A 20,156-nucleotide genomic window follows, 5' to 3' on the forward strand; every position below is an offset into this window, starting at 1 on the left:
GGATCTCGATGTTTACAGCCCCTACTGAACAGGTACTCGTCGGATTTAATGACATCCATATAGTTCAGCATTAAAAACTTCAGTTCAGAGTGAGCACGGCACACAACTTTGATTTTCCGTGCCTCACTCCACCCGGCTCAACAACCGGACTTTTCCTCCACCTCCATCTCGCTTTTCCAGGCTCTAACGCCCGCCACCCAGATCAACAAATGTCCCGGTCGCATAAGAAGCCTTGTCCGACAACAACCAGACAATCGCTTCCGCCACTTCATCCGGCCGCCCGCCCCGGGCCATCGGAATCGCCGACTCCAGTTTGCTGACTCGATCCGGATCACCGCTCAATGCGTGGAAATCGGTGTAGATATAACCCGGACGCACCGCGTTGACGCGAATCCCCTCGCCCGCCACTTCCTTGGACAGACCGATGGTGAAGGTGTCGAGCGCGCCTTTGGACGCGGCGTAGTCGACGTACTCGTTGGGCGACCCCAGACGAGCGGCGACCGAGGAGACGTTGACGATGCTGCCGCCCTGCCCGCCGTGTTTGGGCGACATGCGCAGAATCGCGTGCTTGGCGCAGAGGATCGGCGCCAGGACGTTGGTTTTCATGATTTTGAGAATGCGGAATTCGGACATTTCATCGACCCGCGACTTGTGCCCGACGGTGCCGGCGTTGTTCACCAGCGCAGTGACCCGTCCCAGTTCGGTATCGACCCGCTGAAACAGCGCGATCACCTCGTCTTCGATGCTGACATCGGCGCGTACCGCAATGGCTTGCGCCCCCAGCGCCCGCACTTGCTCCAGCACGCTTTGCGCGGCCTGTTCATCCGACTGATAGTTGATGCAGATCCGATAGCCCTGCCCGGCAGCCAACAACGCCGTAGCGGCGCCAATTCCGCGCCCGCCACCGGTGATAACCATGACTTTATCCATGCTGGCCCTTCCCCCCAATGCACACGTAACAGTCGGGTGGAAGAATAACCGCCATTGGGCGGTTTTGCATGGGGTCTGTCAAAGACAAAACCCTGCATGACACTGAGATTTTTTTTGTGGCGAGGAAGCTTGCTCCCGCTCGGCTGCGAAGCAGTCGTGAATCCGGCCAACACGGTACAAACCGAGTAAAGACAGGGCCGCTTCGCGCCCCAGCGGGAGCAAGCTCCCTCGCCACAGATTGCAGTCAGACAGCCGCCTGAGTCTCTCCACGGGCAATGTTCTGCATGAAACGATCCGCCGGCAGCGGATGCCCCAACAGATAGCCCTGCAAAGAATCACAGCCCAACTGCGTGAGGAAATCCTGCTGCACGCCGGTCTCCACTCCCTCGGCAACAATTCGCAAGCCCAGGGCCTGCCCCAGCGCCACAATGGCCGAAACGATGGCCGCGTCATCGCTGTCGTGCTCCAGATCGCGGACAAAACCGCGATCGATCTTCAGCTCGTTGGCCGGCAGGCGCTTGAGATACATCAGGCTCGAATACCCGGTGCCGAAGTCGTCGATCGACAGGTCGACGCCCATGTCCGACAACTCCTGCAACACCGTCATGCTCGCATCGGCGTCGCTCATGGCGGTGGTTTCGGTGATCTCCAGGGTCAGGCTGTTGGCCGGCAGATGATGGGTCGCCAGTGCCTTGGCCACGCTCTGCACCAGCCCGGCGTGGCAGAACTGCAACGCCGAGAGGTTCACCGCGATGCGCCAGTCGGTGTAGCCGAGCACGTACCATTCGCGCATCTGCCGGCAAGCTTCGTTGAGCACCCATTCACCGATGGCGATGATCAGGCCGGTCTTCTCCGCCAGATCGATGAACTTGTCCGGCAGCAGCATGCCCTGGGTCGGATGCTGCCAGCGCAGCAGGGCTTCGGCACCGACCGGACGGCCACTGGCGGCGTCGAATTTGGGTTGGAAGTACAAGCTGAACTGACTGTGCTCCAGCGCGGCGCGCAAATCTTGCAACAACTGCAACTGCTTGCGCGCGTTGCTGTTCATCGAGGCATCGAAGAAGCTGTAACCGTTTTTGCCGCCGCCCTTGGCGTGATACATCGCCGCGTCGGCGTTCATCAGCAGTTCCTGCGCGTTTTGGCCATTGCCCGGGTACACGGCGATGCCGACGCTGGCGGAAATCTGCAAGTCGTGCTCGGCCACGCGGAACGCCTGGCCGAGCAACCCGACCTGACGCGCGGCCAGGCCCAGCGCATCGTCGGGTTCGCTCAGGCGTACCAGCAGCACGAATTCATCGCCGCCGATCCGCGCCAATGTGTCCTGGCTGCGCAGGTCTTCACGCAGACGCCCCCCGACTTCACGCAGTAACTGGTCGCCCATGTGATGGCCAAAGGCATCGTTGACCGGTTTGAAACCATCCAGGTCGATGAACATCAGCGCAAAACAGCCACCCTGTTCCTCGACTTTTTTCATCGCCTGATTGATCCGGTCATCCAGCAGCATGCGGTTCGGCAGGCCGGTCAGGGTGTCGTGCAACGCCAGTTGCGTCAGTTCGCGATTGGCCAGGGTCAGCGAATGCGCCAGATCGGCAGTACGCGCTTCAAGGCGGGCATCGAGAATCGAAGTGAGCAAGGCGATCGACAGCACCGCCAGCGTGGTGATCAACACCAGATTGTCGAGGCCGTTGCCCTTGAGGCCGTCGAGCGTTGCACCGCAGAAACTGCCATCAGGAAACTGCGCGGCGGCCATGCCGGTGTAGTGCATGCCGACAATCGCGATGCCCATGATCACTGCCGCACCACCACGAATCAGACGCACATAAGGCGAGTGCTGGCGCAGGCGGAAGGCGATCCATAACGCCGCCGCCGAGGCCCCGACCGCGATCAGCAATGAGGCGCCGAACAGCGTCGGCTCGTAATCGATGCCCGGCGTCATGCGCAACGCGGCCATGCCGGTGTAATGCATGGCGCTGATGCCGGCGCCCATGATCAAAGCACCAAAGGCTAATTGCAGAATCGGCAGTTTCGGCTGGCTGACCAGCCACAGGGCAAATCCGCAGGACAGCACTGCGATCAACAGCGACAGCGCGGTAATCGCAATGTCGTAGCCCAGGTCGATCGGCAGCTTGAAGGCCAGCATGCCGATGAAGTGCATCGACCAGACGCCAACCCCCATCGCCAGCGCGCCGCCCGCCGTCCAGAAATGCACCGCTCGCCCACGGGCGCTGGCGATGCGTCCGGTCAGGTCGAGCGCGGTGTAGGACGCGAGGATCGCCACACACAAAGAAATGAAAACCAGGGTGAAAGAATAATTACCGATGAGCATGAAGATTCTCGCGACCACCCGCGCCGTACTGCGTCCATTCTCGGCCGGGCAAATGCGGCGATTGTACTGATTGCGCGGAAGAACGCACTGACAAAGTAATCATTTTGCCATCAACCCGATGAAACGCTTGTTTGATCACTGCGCAAGGCTCTGGAACAACCATCACAACCTGTAGGAGCTGCGGCACGCTGCGATCCTTTGACCTTGTTTTTTAAGATCAAAAGATCGCAGCGTGCCGCAGCCCCTACGGGTTTATTCGGTGGCCAGTTGTCCGTCCCAACCGCCGCCCAGTGCCGCGATCAATTGCACGCTGGCAATCAGGCGATTCTGCAGGATATTCAGCACAGTGCGCTCGTTGCTCAGCGCCGTGGCCTGCACCACAACCACATCGATGTAGGCAATCAACCCGGCCTTGTACTGGTTCTGGGTCAGGCGCAGCGAGTCGCGCGCGGCATCCAGTGCTTCCTGACGCACACCCGCCTCGTCCTCATACACCTTCAGTTGCACCAGATAGTTTTCCACTTCACGGAAACCGTCGAGCACGGTCTGGCGGTACTTGGCGACGGTCTGGTCATACACCGCTTCGGTGCGATCAACTTCGGCCGAACGGATCCCGCCATCGAAAATCGGCAAATCCAGTTTCGGCCCGACCGACCAGAAACGGTTCGGCAGCGTTAGAAGATTTTTCGAGGTACTGCTGCTGTAACCGCCGCTCATGCTCAGGGTCAGATCCGGGTAATACGCAGCTTTGGCTACGCCGATATTGGCATTGGCGGCGATTACCGAGCGTTCCGCCGAGGCGATGTCCGGACGTCGCTCCAGCAACTGCGAAGGCAGGCTCAGGGGAATCTGCGGCAGGTTCGGAATGTTCTGGCTTTCAGCGATGCTGAACTCGGCCGGCGCCTGCCCGGTGAGCACGGCGATAGCGTTTTCGAACTGCGCGCGTTGCCAGATCAGGTCCACCAGATCGGCCTGAGTGGTTTTCAGCTGGGTCTGCGCCTGCGCCACCGCATCGCGTCCGGAAATCCCGGCGCGGTACTGGTTCTGGGTCATTTGCAGCGACTTTTCGTAAGCCGCGACGGTGGCCTCGAGCAAGCGTTTCTGCTGATCGATCACTCGCAGTTGCAAGTAATTCTGCACCAGCTCCGACTGCTGGCTCAGGCGCATCGCAGCCAGATCGGCGAAGCTCGCCTGGGCGCTGGCTTCGTTGGCTTCCAGACCGCGACGCAACTTGCCCCAGATGTCGGCTTCCCAACTCACACCCAACTGCGCGTTGTAGGTGTCGCGTATACCGCTGGCCGAACTGCTCAGGCTCGAGCTGCTGCTGCCGGTGCCCTGGCTGGAACGGGTCTTGCCCACGCTCAGGTCCACGTTCGGGTAAAACGCCCCACGGGCACTACGTACCAAGGCCTGGGCTTGACGGAACTGGGCTTCGGATTGCGCGACAGTCTGGTTGGAACTGTTGAGTTTCTCGATCAGGCCGTTGAGCTGCTGATCGCCATACAACTCCCACCAGGCGCCACGGGCCAGCGAGTCGCTCGGATTGGCCTGACGCCAGCCCTTGGCTTCCTTGTATTGCGCGACCTCGGCGGTCTGCGGGCGCTGATAGTCCGGGCCGACGGCGCAGGCACTGAGCATCGCCACGCACAGCGACAGGCTCAGCAGACGCGAGCCGCGCGCAGTGGCCAGATTGAGAAGCGAACGATCGGTCATAGCGGAGTTTCCAGAGCGGCGTCAGTACGCACGCCACGCCACTTGTTGAAGCGGTGGCGCAGCTTGTCGAGATAGAGGTAAACCACAGGCGTGGTGTAAAGGGTCAGGACCTGGCTGAAGATCAGGCCGCCGATGATGGTCAGGCCCAGTGGCTGGCGCATCTCCGCACCTTCGGCGCGGCTGAGCAACAGCGGCAAGGCGCCGAGGATCGCCGCCAGCGTGGTCATCAGAATCGGCCGCAGCCGTTGCAGGCAGGCGCTACGGATCGACTCCAGCGGCGACAGGCCCTGATGGCGCTCCAATTGCAGCGCCAGGTCGATCATCAGGATCGCGTTTTTCTTCACCACACCGATCAGCAGGAACAGTCCGAGCAGCGAAATCAGACTGAACTCGCCGCCCAGCGCATAGATCGACAGCAACGCGCCGACCCCGGCCGAGGGCAAGGTCGAGAGAATGGTCAGCGGGTGAATATAGCTTTCATACAACACACCGAGCACCAGATACACCGCCAGCAAAGCGCCGAGAATCATGAACGGCTGGCTTTTCTGGGTCGCGGCAAAGGCGTCGGCGGTGCCGGCCATTTTCGCGATCACGTCTTCCGGCAGGCCGACCTTGGCAATCGCCCGCTCGATCGCGGCACTGCCCTGCTCCACGGTCACGCCTTCAGCCATGTCGAACGCGATGCTTTCGGAGGCGAACTGGCCTTCGTGGCTGACGCGGTCGTCTTCCAGGCTGTTTTCATAATGGGCGATAGTCGACAACGGAATCCGTGCGCCGTCGGCGGTGATTACGTGCACTTGATTGAGCGTCACCGGATCCTGCGCGTATTTCGGATTGACCTCCATCACCACCTGATACTGGTTGAGGCTGTCGTAGATCGTCGAAATCTGCCGCTGGCTGTAGGCGTTGTTCAACACTGCGGTGACCATGTTCATGTCGACACCCAGGCGCTTGGCCTGATCGCGGTCGACAATCAGCGTCACCTGCTGCGCGCCACGGCCCTCGCGGGCATCGATGGCGGTCAGCTCGGGCAGTGCGCGCAGCGCGGTGACCACTTTCGGATACCACTCGCGCAACGCGCCCAGATCACCGCTTTGCAGGATGTAGCTGTATTGCGAGGTGGTCTGCTCGCGGCCACCACCGAACTGCAGATCCTGGTCCGCCATCAGCATCAACTGGGCGCCGGGTACCTTGGGCATTTCCTTGCGCAGGCGTTCGATGACTTTCTGCGCCGACAGATTGCGCTCCTTGATCGGCTTCAGGCGCACCAGCATGAACGCGTTGTTGGTGCCGTTGGTACCACCGATGAACCCGGCCACACTCTCCACCGCTTCGTCCTTGAGCACGGCGCGGCGGAAGGTTTCCATTTTCGGCTGCATCACGCTGAACGACAGGCCGTCGTCGCCACGCACGAAACCGATCAACTGGCCGGTGTCCTGCTGCGGCATGAACGTCTTCGGTACTACTACGTACAGCGCGACGTTGACCCCGACCGTGATGATCAGGCTGAGCAAGGTCAGGCGGCGATGGCGCAGGACCCAGTCGAGACTGGTGGCGTACTTGCCGACCATCCAGTCGTTGGCGCGGCGGCTCCAGCGTTGCAGACGGTTTTCCTGGCCCGGCGTGTGTGGCTTGAGCCAGCGCGCACAGAGCATCGGCGTCAGGGTCAGCGAGACCACCAGCGACACCACGATCGCCGCCGCCAGGGTGATGGAGAACTCGCGGAACAGACTCTCGACAATCCCGCCCATGAACAGGATCGACAGGAACACCGCCACCAGCGACACGTTCATCGACAGCAAGGTGAAACCGACTTCCTTGGCCCCGAGGTAGGCGGCTTTCATCGGTTTGACGCCTTCGTCGATGTGTCGGGAAATGTTCTCCAGCACCACGATGGCATCGTCCACCACCAGCCCGGTGGCCAGAATCAACGCCATCAGCGACAGGTTGTTCAGCGAAAAACCATAGAGGTACATCACCGCGAAGGTGCCGACCAGCGACACCGGCACCGCCAGCGTCGGAATCAGCGAGGCGCGGAAATTCCCGAGAAACAGGAACACCACCAGAATCACCAGCGCCACGGCGATCAGCAGGGTCATTTCCGCTTCGTGCAGGGTGGCCTTGATCACCGGCGAGCGATCCATCGCCAGATTCAGTTTGACGCTGGCCGGCAGTACCGCTTGCAACGCCGGCAACTGCGCCTTGATCTCGTTGACCGTCTCGATGATGTTGGCGCCGGCCTGGCGGTTGATCACCAGCAGCACCGCTGCGTCATCGTTGAAGAAACCGCTGTTGTAACGGTCTTCGACGCCGTCGCTGACCTTGGCTACATCCTTCAGGCGCAGGGCCGCGCCGTTGTTGTAATGGATGATCAGTGATTCGTAATCCTTGGCCTTCTCCAACTGGTCGTTGGCCTGGATCTGCCACAGGCGTTCGCCGTCTTCGACCGAACCCTTGGGCCGGCGCACATTGGCCCCGGCAATGGTCTTGCGCACGTCATCGAGCGCCACGCCGTACTGGTTCAGCGCCTGCGGCTCGAGTTCGATGCGCACCGCCGGCAGCGAACTGCCGCCGATCTGCACTTCACCGACACCCTGCACCTGCGACAGGCTCTGCGACAGAATGGTCGAGGCCAGGTCATAGAGCTGGCCTTTTTCCAGCACATCCGAAGTCAGCGACAGCACCATGATCGGTGCCTGCGACGGGTTGACCTTCTTGTAGGTCGGCATGCTGCGCATCCCGCTCGGCAACAGGTTGCGCGAAGCATTGATCGCCGCCTGCACCTCGCGCGCCGCGCCGTTGATGTCGCGGTCGAGGTCAAATTGCAGAATGACCCGGGTCGAACCCTGGCTGGAGCGGCTGCTCATGGTGTTGACGCCGGCAATCGCGCCGAACGAACGCTCCAGCGGCGTCGCCACCGTTGACGCCATGACCTCGGGGCTGGCGCCGGGCAGACTGGCCTGGACCACAATCACCGGGAAATCCATTTGCGGCAGCGGCGATACCGGCAGCAGGCCGAAGCTGACGCCGCCCAGCAACATGATTGCCAGGCTCAGGAGCATGGTCGCGACCGGGCGCTTGATGAAAGGACCGGACAAGTTCATTGACCAAGATCCTTACTTTCACCGCACTCCCCTGTAGGAGTGAGCCTGCTCGCGATGAGGTCGGCACATTCAATATCGGTAGGGACAGACACACTGCTATCGCGAGCAGGCTCACTCCTACAAGGGATATGTGTACGGACAGTCATACCGATACCTCTTCGGCATCGGTCTTGCCAAAGCGCCGACCGAGACGGTCGAAGTACAGATAGATCACCGGCGTAGTGAACAGAGTCAGTACCTGGCTCACCAGCAAGCCGCCGACCATCACCAGACCCAACGGCTGCCGCAACTCAGCCCCGGAACCGGTGGCGAGCATCAGCGGCACGGCGCCGAACAGCGCGGCCAGGGTGGTCATCAGAATCGGCCGGAAACGCAGCAGCGCCGCCTGATAGATTGCCTGCTCCGGCGCCATGCCCTGGGTGCGTTCGGCGTCGAGGGCGAAGTCGATCATCATGATCGCGTTCTTCTTGACGATACCGATCAGCAGGATGATGCCGATGATTGCGATCATCCCCAGGTCATTGCCGCTGAGCAGCAACGCGAGCAAGGCCCCCACCGCCGCCGACGGCAGGGTCGACAGGATGGTGATCGGGTGGATGTAACTCTCGTAGAGCACGCCGAGCACGATGTACATGGTCACCACCGCCGCCAGAATCAGCAGCAAGGTGCTCGACAGCGATGCCTGGAATGCTTCGGCCGCGCCCTGGAACTGGGTCTGCACGCCAATCGGCATGCCGATGTCCTTCTGCACCTGATCGATGATGTCCACCGCATGCCCCAGCGCCACACCGGGTGCGAGGTTGAACGACATCATCACCGCCGGGAACTGACCGATGTGGGTGATCGCCAATTGCGCCTGACGCTCCTCGACATGGGCCAGGCTCGACAGGCGCACCTGCGCACCATCGGTGGTCTTGACGTGAATCTGGTCCAGCGCCGCCGGCCCGATCTTCTCCCCGGCCTGCGCCTGCAGCACCACGCGGTACTGGCTGGCCTGGGTGTAAATGGTCGAGATCTGCCGCTGGCCGAAGGCGTCGTACAGCGCATCGGTGATGTTCTGCACCGAAACACCGAGGCGCGACGCCGCATCGCGGTCGATCACCAGATAGACCTGCAGACCCTTGTCCTGCAAGTCGCTGGCAACGTCGGTCAGTTCCGGGCGCTGGGCCAGCGCCTCGACCAGACGCCCGCTCCACTGGCTGAGCAGTTCGGCATCCGGTGAGGACATGCTGAATTGATACTGGGTGCGGCTGACCCGATCCTCGATGGTCAGATCCTGCACCGGCTGCATGAACAGGCGAATGCCGACCAGTTTGTCCAGTTGCGGTTGCAGGCGCGCGATCACCTCGGTGGCACTCAGGTCACGCTGGCCGTGGGGCTTGAGGTTGATCAGCAGGCGACCGCTGTTGAGCGTGGCGTTGTCGCCGTCGACACCGATGTAGGACGACAGGCTTTCAACCGCCGGATCTTCAAGAATCACCTTGGCCAGCGCCTGCTGACGCTCGCCCATGGCGGCGAAGGAAATCGACTGCGGCGCCTCGGAAATGCCCTGGATCACCCCGGTGTCCTGCACCGGGAAGAAGCCCTTGGGCACCACCATATAAAGGAACACGGTCAGCGCGAGCGTACCGATGGCCACCAACAGGGTCAGCGGCTGGTGTTTGAGCACCCACTGCAACTTGCGCCCGTAGGCGGCGATCATCCAGTCGATGAAGCCGCCGCTGGCCCGGTAGAAGCGGCCCTGCTCGTGGGCTTCCGGCTCACGTTTGAGCAAACGCGCGCACATCATCGGCGTCAGGGTCAGCGAGACCACCAGCGAAATCAGGATCGCCACCGCCAGAGTGATGGCGAACTCGCGGAACAGTCGCCCGACCACGTCAGCCATGAACAGCAGCGGAATCAGTACCGCGATCAGCGACAGGGTCAGGGAGATCAGGGTGAAGCCGATCTGCTTCGCGCCTTTGAGCGCCGCCTGCATCGGGCTGTCACCCTCCTCGATGAAGCGCGCGATGTTTTCCAGCATCACAATCGCATCGTCGACCACAAAACCGGTGGCGATGGTCAGCGCCATCAAGGTCAGATTGTTGACCGAGAACCCGGCGAGATACATCACGCCAAACGTGCCGATCAGCGACAGCGGCACCGCCACCGACGGGATGATCGTCGCGCTGGCACGCCGCAAAAACAGGAAAGTCACCATCACCACCAGCGCAATGGCGATCAGCAGTTCGTGCTGCACGTCAGTCACCGAGGCGCGGATGGTCTGGGTGCGGTCGGTGAGCACGGTAACGTCGAGGCCGGCCGGCAGGTTGTCGGTGATGCTCGGCAGCAGTGCCTTGATCCGGTCGACTACCTCGATCACGTTGGCACCCGGCTGACGCTGGATATTGAGCAGCACTGCCTGATTCTGGTTGGCCCACGCCGCCAGGCGTTCGTTCTCGGCGCCGTCGACGATTTCCGCGACATCCTTCAGGCGCAGCGGCGCGCCGTTCTTGTAGGCGAGGATCAGGTTGGCGTAGTCCTTGGGCGACGTCAGCTGATCGTTGGCGTCGAGCATCGAGACCCGGGTCGGGCCGTCGAAGTTGCCCTTGGGCTGATTGACGTTGGACGCGCCGATCAGGGTGCGCACGTCTTCCAGGTTCAGGCTGTTCGCCGCCAGTGCTTCCGGGTTGACCTTGATCCGCACCGCCTGCCGCTGACCGCCGGCAATGCTGACCATGCCGACGCCGCTGATCTGGGCGATCTTCTGCGCCATGCGCGTATCGACCAGATCATTGAGTTTTGGCAGGAGCATGGTTTTCGAGGTGATCGCCAGGGTCAGCACCGGGGTGTCCGCCGGGTTGACCTTGTTGTACACCGGCGGCGCCGGCAAGTCGGTCGGCAGCAGATTGGTCGCGGCGTTGATCGCGGCCTGCACCTGCTGTTCGGCGACGTCCATGTTGATGTCGAGGCTGAAACGCAGGGTCAGCACCGAAGCACCGCCGGAGCTGGTCGAGGCCATTTGCGTCAGGCCCGGCATCTGCCCGAACTGACGTTCGAGCGGCGCGGTGACGGCACTGGTCATCACGTCCGGACTGGCGCCGGGGTACAGGGTCATGACGCGGATGGTCGGATAATCGACCTGCGGCAATGCCGAAACCGGCAGCAGGCGATAGGCAATCAGGCCGGCCAGCACAATGGCCAGCATGCTCAGGGTGGTGGCAACCGGACGGAGGATGAACAGCCGCGAAATGTTCATGCGCCCTTCTTGGCCTTGTCAGCTGCGGCGGCGTCCGGCGCGCTGGCCGCGGGTTTGCCCTGCAGGTGCCCGGTCGGGGTGGTCGGCACGTCATTGCTGTCGTTGACGACTTCCACTTCGCTGCCTTCTTTGAGGCGATCGGTGCCTTCGAGCACGACGCGGTCGCCTGCCGCCAGACCTTCGGTGATCACCGTGTTGGTGCCGTCACTGGCGCCGATTTTCAGTTGGCGGATGGTGACTTTCTTGTCGCCGTCCAACGCATAAACGAAGGTACCGTTGGTGCCGAACTGAATCGCCGCCGACGGTGCCAGTACCACGCTTTTCAGGGTGTCGGCCAGCAGGTGCACATTAACGAACTGATTGGGGAACAGCGACTGGTCACGGTTATCGTAACGGGCCTTGAATTTCAGGGTGCCGGTGGCGACGTCGATCTGGTTGTCGAGGCTTTGCAGCACGCCGCTGGCCTGGATTTTCGTGTCGCCGCGATCCCACGCTTCGGCCGGCAGTTTCGCGCCACTGTGGTAGCGGGCAAGCACGGTTTCGAGGCTGTTTTCCGGCAAAGTGAAGACCACGCTGATCGGCTGGGTCTGGGTGATCACCGCGAGGAACGTGGTGTCATTGGCCGCGACGAGGTTGCCGACGTCGACCTGACGCAGGCCGACGCGACCGGCAATCGGTGCGCGGATCTTGGTGAATTCGAGATTGAGTTTGGCGTCGTTGACCGCCGCCTGATTGGTCTTGACCGTGCCCAGATACTGCCCGACCAGCGCTTCGGCGGTGTCCAGCGTCTGCTTGGCGATGCTGTCTTCCTTGTACAGGCCGCGATAACGCTCGACGTCGACCTGAGCGTTTTTCAGCTGCGCCTGATTCTGCAGCAAGGTGCCTTCAGCCTGGAGCAAGGCGTTCTGGTACGGGCGCGGATCGATCTCTGCCAGCAGGTCGCCGGCCTTGACCATCTGCCCTTCCTCGAAGTTGATCTTCACCAGTTCGCCGCCGACCCGGCTGCGCACGTTGATGGTGTTGAGCGCGGTCACCGTACCCAGAGCCTTGTAATACAGCGGGAAGTCGCCCGTGACCGCCGGAGCCACACGCACCGGAATCGGCCCGGCCGCGCCACCGAAGCCCGGCCGCATCATCCCCGAACGTCCGGCATGGCCGCTCGCCGCCTTGTCGGCGCCCTCCTTGTGGGCCGAACCGGCGGGCCAGAATTTCCAGCACAGGACGGCGATGACCAACAGGACGAGCAGGCTGATCAGCCAGCGACGGGAGTTGCGAGGGGACGATTGCATGGATTGATTAACCATTGGGCGCGTGGGCTTCTTTTACGGGAGGCTGAACGATAAGCACTGATCGGATTTAAGCAAAGCAGCTTTACCGGCAATTTACCTTCAACTTACGTTTCAAGGTGTGAGGCAAAACACTGATACACAAATGAAAACGGCCTGGACAGGGCCAGGCCGTTAACAATTGTAAAAGCGCTTATTTCAGAACGGCGAGTGCTGCGTCGTAGTTCGGCTCTTCAGCGATTTCCTTGACCAGTTCGCTGTGCAGCACGTTGTCGTTCTCGTCCAGCACCACCACGGCACGGGCGGTCAGGCCTTTGAGCGGGCCGTCAGCGATGGCTACGCCGTAGTTTTCGATGAATTCGGCGCCGCGCAGGGTCGACAGGTTCTGCACGTTTTCCAGGCCTTCGGCGCCGCAGAAGCGGGCCTGGGCGAATGGCAGGTCAGCCGAGATGCACAGCACCACGGTGTTGGCCAGTTCGTTGGCCTGAGCGTTGAACTTGCGGACCGAAGTGGCGCAGGTCGGGGTATCAACGCTTGGGAAGATGTTCAGTACTTTGCGCTTGCCGGCAAAGTCTTTCAGGGTAACGTCGGACAGATTGCCGGCAACCAGGGAAAAGGCTGGCGCCTTGGAACCGGCTTGTGGCAACTGGCCGTTGACTTGAACCGGGTTGCCTTTGAGGGTGACTTGAGCCATGACTTTAGTCCTTCTTAACGTGGTTATTGAGCATGCAAGAGGCCGAAGTTAACCACGAAATTGTCCGACGACCTATGCCCTCACAGAAAATTGTCAGGGGCCTGCGCAAAAAACTGTATACAACCCTCCTGTAGGAGCTGCCGCAGGCTGCGATCTTTTCATCAAGATCAAAAGATCACAGCTTCGTTTCACCGACAGCTAAAAGAATTGGTCAGTCGGGCATGGATCGGATGATGTCGGCAAGATCATCCTTGGTTATTTTATTGGCCTTGATAGCAGCGGCAATATCGGTTTTGGAGAGCGGAAACCGTTTGAAAATTTCTTTCAAGGTTTCCTCATCAACATTGGTCAGCCACAGCGGATCTATAAATGAACCGCCATACTCAGGCTTCATGGGTACTTCTTCGTGTGCAATTGCACCTTTATGATTGAGATACACCACATAACGGTCATGCCCTTCAGGAAAGCTTTTATCGTGATAAAGAGTAGTACCCAAAGGCAGGACATAGTAATTCTCGTCGCCATTTGGCCCTTCAATCAGCAACGGTTCTTTAGTTTTGAGCATTTTCATATTGTGTCCCTTCGCAATATCGCCAAAAATCAGAAAAGCCAAAAAAATCGCATTGACGGATAAAACTGCCAGCAGCCATAGGCCAAGACGTCTATTTGTAAACATTTTTCTTATCATAGGGGGCCTCGGTATTCGCTTCGAGCATGGCTTGTAAATCCGCAGGCATGAAAATACCGTCCTTCGGACTACTTTGCGTACGCGCTGCCTGTCTTTCGATGAAAGAAAGACCTCGCATCTCATTGAATTTCGCCGGGTTCTGCACAATTGACTTTCCCGAAACCTTTGCTCCTGCGATTGTCACGGTTGTGCAGTTATTCGTAGTCGGATGATAGGTGTAACTCCACTGAATAGTCGGAGCTGCCCCCTTCGGTTTCCGGACGAAGAGGTGGCAGCTGTACGCAGGTTGGAAACCCGGGCAGCGGCGACCCGGACGACCCGAAGGTCCCCCGCGCACAGCCGCCATAACGGAGTGCACACATTCGAAGTGCGCAAGGATACGTTATGAAAGGCGTGTACGCGCCACTAATACCCGTCGGGGTTTCCAGTCCCGGTCGCTGAATTGGCAGCGACGAACACAGGCTAGAGACCCGACGTCCGACGGACAACCTGAAAACCTTGTGGGAACGTTCCGCAAAATCGAAACAACTTTTAAACATCCTGAATTGAAATACGCACTGGGAGCTGCCGAAGGCTGTAATTTTTTGATGTTGGTTTTTAACGACAGGAGCAAAGATCGCAGCTTGCGGCAGCTCTTACATTGGCAGTTGCAGTGTGTCGGATTGCGATTGTTAAAACGCCGGACTGCATCTTTTATTCAGAGACCTGTCGATTCACGCCCCGCCCGTTCGACTAAGCAGTGAATCAACCCCATTCCCTGGAGAAACCACCATGCGATTCATGATCCTTGTCAAAGCCAGCGCCGATTCCGAAGCCGGCATCATGCCCAGTGAAGAGCTGATCACCGCCATGGGCAACTTCAACGAAGAACTGGTCAAGGCCGGCATCCTCATCGACGCCGATGGCCTGCACCCGAGCAGCAAAGGCGCCCGCGTGCATTTCTCCGGCGACAAACGCACGGTCATCGACGGCCCGTTCATCGAGACCAAGGAGCTGGTGGCCGGGTACTGGATCTGGGAAGTGAAGTCGAAAGAAGAAGCCATCGAATGGGTCAAGCGCTGCCCGAACCCGATGCCGGGCGACTCTGATATCGAAATCCGCCAGATTTTCTCTGCCGAGGATTTTGGCGCCGAGTTCACCCCCGAAGCCCGGGCGCAGGAAGAGCGTGTTCGCGAGCAAGCGAAGAAAAATGCCTGATCCCATGCCGGGTTGAATTTGAAATTGCCATCGCGGGCAAGCCACGCTCCCACAGGTATCGAGTCGGTCACAGGATTTGTGAACGCTTCAATACCTGTGGGAGCGTGGCTTGCCCGCGAAAGCGTCAGCACTGACAACACACATTTGATTGACCAGTTCACCACTCGACTGCGAAGCCGTACACAAAACCAAAGAATTAATCCATTCGACTGGCTAACTCCCGATTAGCTGCTAGCGTGAATCAGACGTGTCCTACAGGCTTGATTAAGAAAGGAATTACGGCCAACGGTCGAGAAGTGCCGGGTCGTCCATGCAGTAGCCACCAGGGAAACGGGGATCATGTCGAAAAAATTGGGGATTCACGCCTTGCTGCTGGCGAGTTCGCTGGCGCCTGTGTTCTGTGCTCTGGCGAATAACGCCGAAGAGGCCAACAAAAGCAACAACCCGCTGAACCTGGCGCCCGGCGCCAACCTGCAGGATTACTACACGCCGAAGCTGTTCGACAGCAACCTGCACACCAACGATGCCTTGCTGCGCGGTACTTTGCCGATTGCGCCCAACGATTTCATCGGCGTGCCGCAGTTGTTGCGCGCAACCATGCCAATCAGCACCCGCCCCGATCCGCACGGCGGCTACAGCACCGGCATCGGCGATCTCAATCTGTTCGACATTTTCCTGCTCAAGACCGACGGCGTGCAGTTGGGCATCGGCCCGCAGATCACCGCGCCGACCGCTGCCGAGGATGAATTGGGCACCGGTAAATGGCAGGCCGGCCTCGCTGCGGTAGCGATCGATTCGTCACCACGCGGCCTGCTCGGTGCGCTGGTGCAATACCAGAGCTCGTTCGCCGGCGACCACGACCGTGCCCACGTCGAAACGGCAACCATGCAGCCCTTCATCATTCATAACCTCGACAAGGGCTGGTACCTGCGCTCCACCGGCACCTGGACCTTCGACCTGAAAAACAACACCCACTACATCCCGATCGGCCTGGGTGCGGGCAAGGTCTGGAAGTCCGGCAGCAACATTCTCAACGCCTTCCTCGAACCGCAATGGACCGTCGAACGCAAAGGCGATGGTGTGCCGCAGTTCACCCTGTTCGCCGGGATCAACGTGACATTCGGAAAATAAGGACATCGCCATGCACATCGCTTTACGCGCCGCCGGTTTCAGCCTGATGACCCTGTTCGCCAGCTGCGGCGTCGGTGCGCAGGAGCTCGACACGCGTATCGGCAAGATCGCCATGGAAGGCGAACTGCCGGCCCATGAGTCGATTGCCAGACTCTACGCCGAGCTGGATTTCCAGCAGGCGACCCAGAGTTACCTGTGGGCCTTGCCGCTGGTGTCCTACGCGCAGTGGCAGGAAGAGTTTCGCGACAAGCTCGGCGCGCGCAGCGGCGATCTGATGGTGCTCAACAGCTACGAAGACAAGCTCGGCGTGATCACCGCCAACGCCACCACGCCGTACATTCTCGGCTTCGTCGACCTCAGCGAAACCGGGCCGCTGGTGATTGAACTGCCACCGGGACCGACCGCCGGCGGCATTGGCGATTTCTGGCAGCGGGCGATCATCGACATGGGCCAGACCGGCCCGGACAAAGGCCAGGGCGGCAAATACCTGGTGCTGCCACCGGGCGCGGAGCCACCGGCGGATGCCGACAAGTATTACCTGGCCAAATCGGAAACCATGAACGTGCTGGTGGGCTTCCGGGTGCTGGATCCGGATCCGGCCAAAGGCAAGGCGCTGGTCGAGAAATTCAAGATGTACCCGTACGCCAAACGTGCCGAGCCGAGCAAGACCCGCCTGCTGTCGCCTGACGGTAAAAAGTGGTCGGGCACCCAGCCGCGCGGCATCGCTTACTGGCAGCGGCTGCACCAGATCATCCAGAAAGAACCGGTGAATGAACGTGACCGCTTCTACATGGCGATGCTCGCCAGTCTCGGCATCGAGAAGGACAAACCCTTCAACCCCAACACCCGACAGCGTCAGGCGCTGGAGTCCGGCGCGCAGGTCGGTGAACTGATCGCCAAGGCCAACACCTTTGCCAAGCGCTTTCCTGACGCGCAGTACTGGCCCGACCGGCATTGGGACACGGTGCTGAACATCGCCGAACCATCGCAACGCGTGGCCTATTACGACCAGTTGTGGGAACGCAGCGCCTGGTTCTATGAAGCGGTGACCAACACCAAAGGCATGGTTTCCAGGACCCCTGGCCTCGGCCAGACTTACCTCGGTGCCTACACCGATGCCAAGGGCGACTGGCTCGACGGCGGCAAGACCTATCGCCTGCACGTCGGCGCCAACCCGCCGGCCAAACAATTCTGGTCGATGACCGTGTACGACATCGACAGCCGTTGCCTGATCGACAATCCGCAACGCAAGGCCGACCTGTCCTCGCGCCAGGATCTGAAGAAAAACGCCGACGGCTCGGTGGATCTGTACTTCGGCCCGAGCGCGCCCAAAGGCTTCGAAAACAACTGGGTGCAAACGGTGCCCGGCAAGCACTGGTTCAGCTATTTCCGCCTGTACGCGCCGACCGAAGCCTATTTCGACAAGAGCTGGAAACTCGACGACATCACGGTCGTGCAATGAATAAGGACGCCGCATGAACGCACGCAATCTATGGCTGACCGGCCTGACCCTCGCCTTGAGCAGCAGCGCCTGGGCCGATTTCAGCGCCAGCCCCGAAGAAGCCCGAGGCATCGCCAGGGACGCCTACCTCTATGGCTTCCCGATAGTGGAAATGTACAAGACTCTGTACACCCAGGCCGTGGACAGCAAGAGCCCAAACTTCAAGGCACCGTTCAACCAGATCGGCAACACCGCCAAGGCCTTCACCGCCAAGGACACCGCGTTCGTCACGCCGAACGCCGACACGCCCTACTCGTTCGTCTGGATGGATCTGCGCAGCGAGCCGTTGATCCTGACCTTGCCGCCGATCGAAGAACACCGTTACTACTCGGTGCAACTGATCGACGCCTACACGCAGAACTTCGCTTACCTGGGCACCCGCAGCACCGGTAATAACGGTGGCCACTTCATGATCGCCGGGCCTGACTGGCAGGGTCAGCAACCGATCAACATCGACCGGCTGGTGCGCAGCGAAAGCAACATCGCCTACGCGCTGTACCGCACGCAGCTGTTCGACGAAAAAGATCTGGGCAAGGTCAAGCAGATCCAGAAAGGCTACAAGGTCGAGCCGCTGAGCCACTACGTAAAACAGAAGGCCCCGGCGCCGGCACCGAAAGTCAGTTGGCCGAAACCGACGCCGACCATGAGCGAAACCCCGGAGCTGTTCCGCTACCTGAACTTCATGCTCGCCTTCACCCCGCCGCAGGATGTCGAAAAAGACCTGCTCGCACGCTTCGCCAAAATCGGCATCGGCGCCGGTCAGCCATTCGACCTGAAAACGCTCAGCACCGAGCAACGCAAGGCCCTCGAAGACGGCATCAGTGACGCCAAGGCCGAATTCGCCGCGTTCAAGAAAGACAAGGTCGACACGCACGAAATCAGCAGCGGTGACCTGTTCGGCACCCGCGATCACCTCAAGGGCAATTACCTGTATCGCTACGCCGGCGCCAACATGGGCATCTTCGGCAACTCTGCCGAAGAGGCGAACTACATCGGCTATTTCGTCGATAAGGACGGCCAGCCGGCCGACGCAGCGAAACACGACTACACCCTGCATTTCGACAAAGGCGCCCTGCCCCCGGCCGACGCTTTCTGGTCGCTGACCATGTACGACGGCAAAAGCAAGTTGCTGGTGGCCAACTCGCTCAATCGCTACCTGATCAACTCGCGGATGCTGCCGGATCTCAAGCTCGATGCCGACGGCGGACTGACCCTCTACGTGCAGCACGACAATCCCGGCAAGGACAAGCAGGCCAACTGGCTGCCGGCACCGAACGGGCCATTCTACGGCGTGTTGCGCCTGTACCTGCCGAAACCGGAAGTGGCCAGCGGCGAGTGGAAGATGCCCTTGCTCAACCCGGTCAACTCAAAACAATAAACGGAGCCATTGATGGTCAAGCCTTACGTTGTGCGTCCGCTGCTGGCGCTGTGCATGATCGGCAGTACTCAACTCTATGCAGCCGAGGGTGGCGTGGGCCGGCCGATCACCGGGCAACAGGTGTATTCCAACGCCGGGATCATCCCGCCCGAACCGGGCTGGGTCGTCTCGGTGACCAGCATCTGGTACGACGGATCGCTCAAGGGCAGTCGCGGCGCGCCGATTTCCGGTGAGGTCAGTGCCGGGATCGACATGAAAGTCTCCTACACCATGACCAACCTGACGCACATCTGGGACACCGGCAAAGGCCCATGGAATTTTGCCTCGGCAATCGGCGTTCCAGTGCAGTACACCGACATTGACGCGGCGATCACCGGCCCGCGCGGACGCACCCTCGGCACCAGCGATTCCGGGACCCAGTTCGCCGACGCGCTGGTCACGCCGATTGCCGCCGGCTACCACTTCGATGAGTTGAACCACATCGCGTTCTCCCTGCCGATCTACGTGCCGACCGGCGCCTACAACGACAATCGTCTGGCCAACCCCGGGCAGAACAATTACACGTTCATGCCCACCGTGGCCTTCACTCATCTGGACGGCAAGGGGGGCGAATTCACCCTGTCCAGTGGACTGGAGTTCTACACCGAAAACACCGCCACCGATTACCGCAACGGCAACATCTTCACCCTCGACGCCTTGTGGACTCACGGCTTCGGCAGTGGCTGGAGCGCCGGCCTGGCGGCCGGCTATATCCAGCAGGTCACCGACGACAAGGGGCAGACCGCCGACAGCCTGAATGGCTTCCGTGGCCGCTCGGTCGGCGCCGGGCCGGTGGTCGCCTGGGCCGGCAAATTCGCCGACGCCCAGGCCAACATCAGCGCGCGCTGGGTGCCAGAGTTCGACACCAAGAACCGCCCCGAAGGCAACGGGATTGCCGTCAACATGACCCTGGCGTTTTTCTAGACCGGCC

The 20,156-nt window shown here is 60.5% G+C and carries 13 protein-coding genes; 5 read left to right on the forward strand and 8 right to left on the reverse strand.

From position 1 onward, the window contains the following. Positions 1-183: 183 nt before the first annotated feature. The 8 genes from ABV589_RS01930 to ABV589_RS01965 all read right to left on the reverse strand — a co-directional run bounded on the left by ABV589_RS01930 (position 184) and on the right by ABV589_RS01965 (position 13,979). A complete protein-coding gene (locus ABV589_RS01930; protein WP_007968514.1) occupies positions 184-930 on the reverse strand; it encodes an SDR family oxidoreductase in 747 nt (248 codons plus the stop codon). A gap of 244 nt (positions 931-1,174) precedes the next feature. After that, on the reverse strand, positions 1,175-3,256 hold the full coding sequence (locus ABV589_RS01935; protein WP_367084643.1) for an EAL domain-containing protein: 2,082 nt from the start codon (positions 3,254-3,256) through the stop codon (positions 1,175-1,177). A gap of 252 nt (positions 3,257-3,508) precedes the next feature. Further along, positions 3,509-4,969 (reverse strand): efflux transporter outer membrane subunit, encoded by a 1,461-nt coding sequence (locus tag ABV589_RS01940; protein ID WP_367084644.1) that lies wholly within the window; start codon positions 4,967-4,969, stop codon positions 3,509-3,511. Next, positions 4,966-8,073, reverse strand: a complete 3,108-nt coding sequence (locus tag ABV589_RS01945; RefSeq protein ID WP_367084645.1) for an efflux RND transporter permease subunit — start codon at positions 8,071-8,073, stop codon at positions 4,966-4,968. Before ABV589_RS01945 ends, ABV589_RS01940 begins: the two co-directional genes overlap by 4 nt. A gap of 142 nt (positions 8,074-8,215) precedes the next feature. Beyond that, positions 8,216-11,311, reverse strand: a complete 3,096-nt coding sequence (locus ABV589_RS01950; protein WP_367084646.1) for an MdtB/MuxB family multidrug efflux RND transporter permease subunit — start codon at positions 11,309-11,311, stop codon at positions 8,216-8,218. Further along, a complete protein-coding gene (locus ABV589_RS01955) occupies positions 11,308-12,615 on the reverse strand; it encodes an MdtA/MuxA family multidrug efflux RND transporter periplasmic adaptor subunit (protein WP_367084647.1) in 1,308 nt (435 codons plus the stop codon). Before ABV589_RS01955 ends, ABV589_RS01950 begins: the two co-directional genes overlap by 4 nt. A 175-nt stretch (positions 12,616-12,790) precedes the next feature. Beyond that, positions 12,791-13,291 (reverse strand): thiol peroxidase, encoded by a 501-nt coding sequence (gene tpx / locus ABV589_RS01960; RefSeq protein ID WP_007968505.1) that lies wholly within the window; start codon positions 13,289-13,291, stop codon positions 12,791-12,793. A gap of 211 nt (positions 13,292-13,502) precedes the next feature. Next, complete coding sequence (locus tag ABV589_RS01965) at positions 13,503-13,979, reverse strand: hypothetical protein (RefSeq protein WP_367084648.1); 477 nt, start codon at positions 13,977-13,979, stop codon at positions 13,503-13,505. Between the two features lie 771 nt (positions 13,980-14,750). Here ABV589_RS01965 and ABV589_RS01970 point away from each other — a divergent pair. The 5 genes from ABV589_RS01970 to ABV589_RS01990 all read left to right on the forward strand — a co-directional run bounded on the left by ABV589_RS01970 (position 14,751) and on the right by ABV589_RS01990 (position 20,149). Next, entirely contained in the window at positions 14,751-15,176 is a 426-nt protein-coding gene (locus tag ABV589_RS01970; protein WP_096797339.1) for a YciI family protein, read from the forward strand. Between the two features lie 339 nt (positions 15,177-15,515). Beyond that, a complete protein-coding gene (locus ABV589_RS01975) occupies positions 15,516-16,307 on the forward strand; it encodes a hypothetical protein (RefSeq protein WP_367084649.1) in 792 nt (263 codons plus the stop codon). A gap of 10 nt (positions 16,308-16,317) precedes the next feature. Continuing rightward, complete coding sequence (locus ABV589_RS01980; RefSeq protein WP_367084650.1) at positions 16,318-17,769, forward strand: DUF1254 domain-containing protein; 1,452 nt, start codon at positions 16,318-16,320, stop codon at positions 17,767-17,769. A 13-nt stretch (positions 17,770-17,782) separates the two neighbouring features. Next, on the forward strand, positions 17,783-19,186 hold the full coding sequence (locus ABV589_RS01985) for a DUF1254 domain-containing protein (protein WP_367084651.1): 1,404 nt from the start codon (positions 17,783-17,785) through the stop codon (positions 19,184-19,186). 12 nt (positions 19,187-19,198) lie between these two features. Continuing rightward, positions 19,199-20,149: a transporter gene (locus ABV589_RS01990; RefSeq protein ID WP_047602192.1), complete on the forward strand. Its 951-nt coding sequence runs from the start codon at positions 19,199-19,201 to the stop codon at positions 20,147-20,149. The last annotated feature ends 7 nt before the right edge of the window (positions 20,150-20,156 follow it).

Source organism: Pseudomonas sp. HOU2 (assembly GCF_040729435.1).
Lineage (GTDB): Bacteria > Pseudomonadota > Gammaproteobacteria > Pseudomonadales > Pseudomonadaceae > Aquipseudomonas.

What these genes read in the sequence shown, in the direction of transcription:
- ABV589_RS01930 (WP_007968514.1), bottom strand. Translation starts at nt 930, where the DNA reads ATGGATAAAGTCATGGTTATCACCGGTGGCGGGCGCGGAATTGGCGCC.
- ABV589_RS01935 (WP_367084643.1), bottom strand. Translation starts at nt 3,256, where the DNA reads ATGCTCATCGGTAATTATTCTTTCACCCTGGTTTTCATTTCTTTGTGT.
- ABV589_RS01940 (WP_367084644.1), bottom strand. Translation starts at nt 4,969, where the DNA reads ATGACCGATCGTTCGCTTCTCAATCTGGCCACTGCGCGCGGCTCGCGT.
- ABV589_RS01945 (WP_367084645.1), bottom strand. Translation starts at nt 8,073, where the DNA reads ATGAACTTGTCCGGTCCTTTCATCAAGCGCCCGGTCGCGACCATGCTC.
- ABV589_RS01950 (WP_367084646.1), bottom strand. Translation starts at nt 11,311, where the DNA reads ATGAACATTTCGCGGCTGTTCATCCTCCGTCCGGTTGCCACCACCCTG.
- ABV589_RS01955 (WP_367084647.1), bottom strand. Translation starts at nt 12,615, where the DNA reads ATGGTTAATCAATCCATGCAATCGTCCCCTCGCAACTCCCGTCGCTGG.
- tpx (WP_007968505.1), bottom strand. Translation starts at nt 13,291, where the DNA reads ATGGCTCAAGTCACCCTCAAAGGCAACCCGGTTCAAGTCAACGGCCAG.
- ABV589_RS01965 (WP_367084648.1), bottom strand. Translation starts at nt 13,979, where the DNA reads ATGATAAGAAAAATGTTTACAAATAGACGTCTTGGCCTATGGCTGCTG.
- ABV589_RS01970 (WP_096797339.1), top strand. Translation starts at nt 14,751, where the DNA reads ATGCGATTCATGATCCTTGTCAAAGCCAGCGCCGATTCCGAAGCCGGC.
- ABV589_RS01975 (WP_367084649.1), top strand. Translation starts at nt 15,516, where the DNA reads ATGTCGAAAAAATTGGGGATTCACGCCTTGCTGCTGGCGAGTTCGCTG.
- ABV589_RS01980 (WP_367084650.1), top strand. Translation starts at nt 16,318, where the DNA reads ATGCACATCGCTTTACGCGCCGCCGGTTTCAGCCTGATGACCCTGTTC.
- ABV589_RS01985 (WP_367084651.1), top strand. Translation starts at nt 17,783, where the DNA reads ATGAACGCACGCAATCTATGGCTGACCGGCCTGACCCTCGCCTTGAGC.
- ABV589_RS01990 (WP_047602192.1), top strand. Translation starts at nt 19,199, where the DNA reads ATGGTCAAGCCTTACGTTGTGCGTCCGCTGCTGGCGCTGTGCATGATC.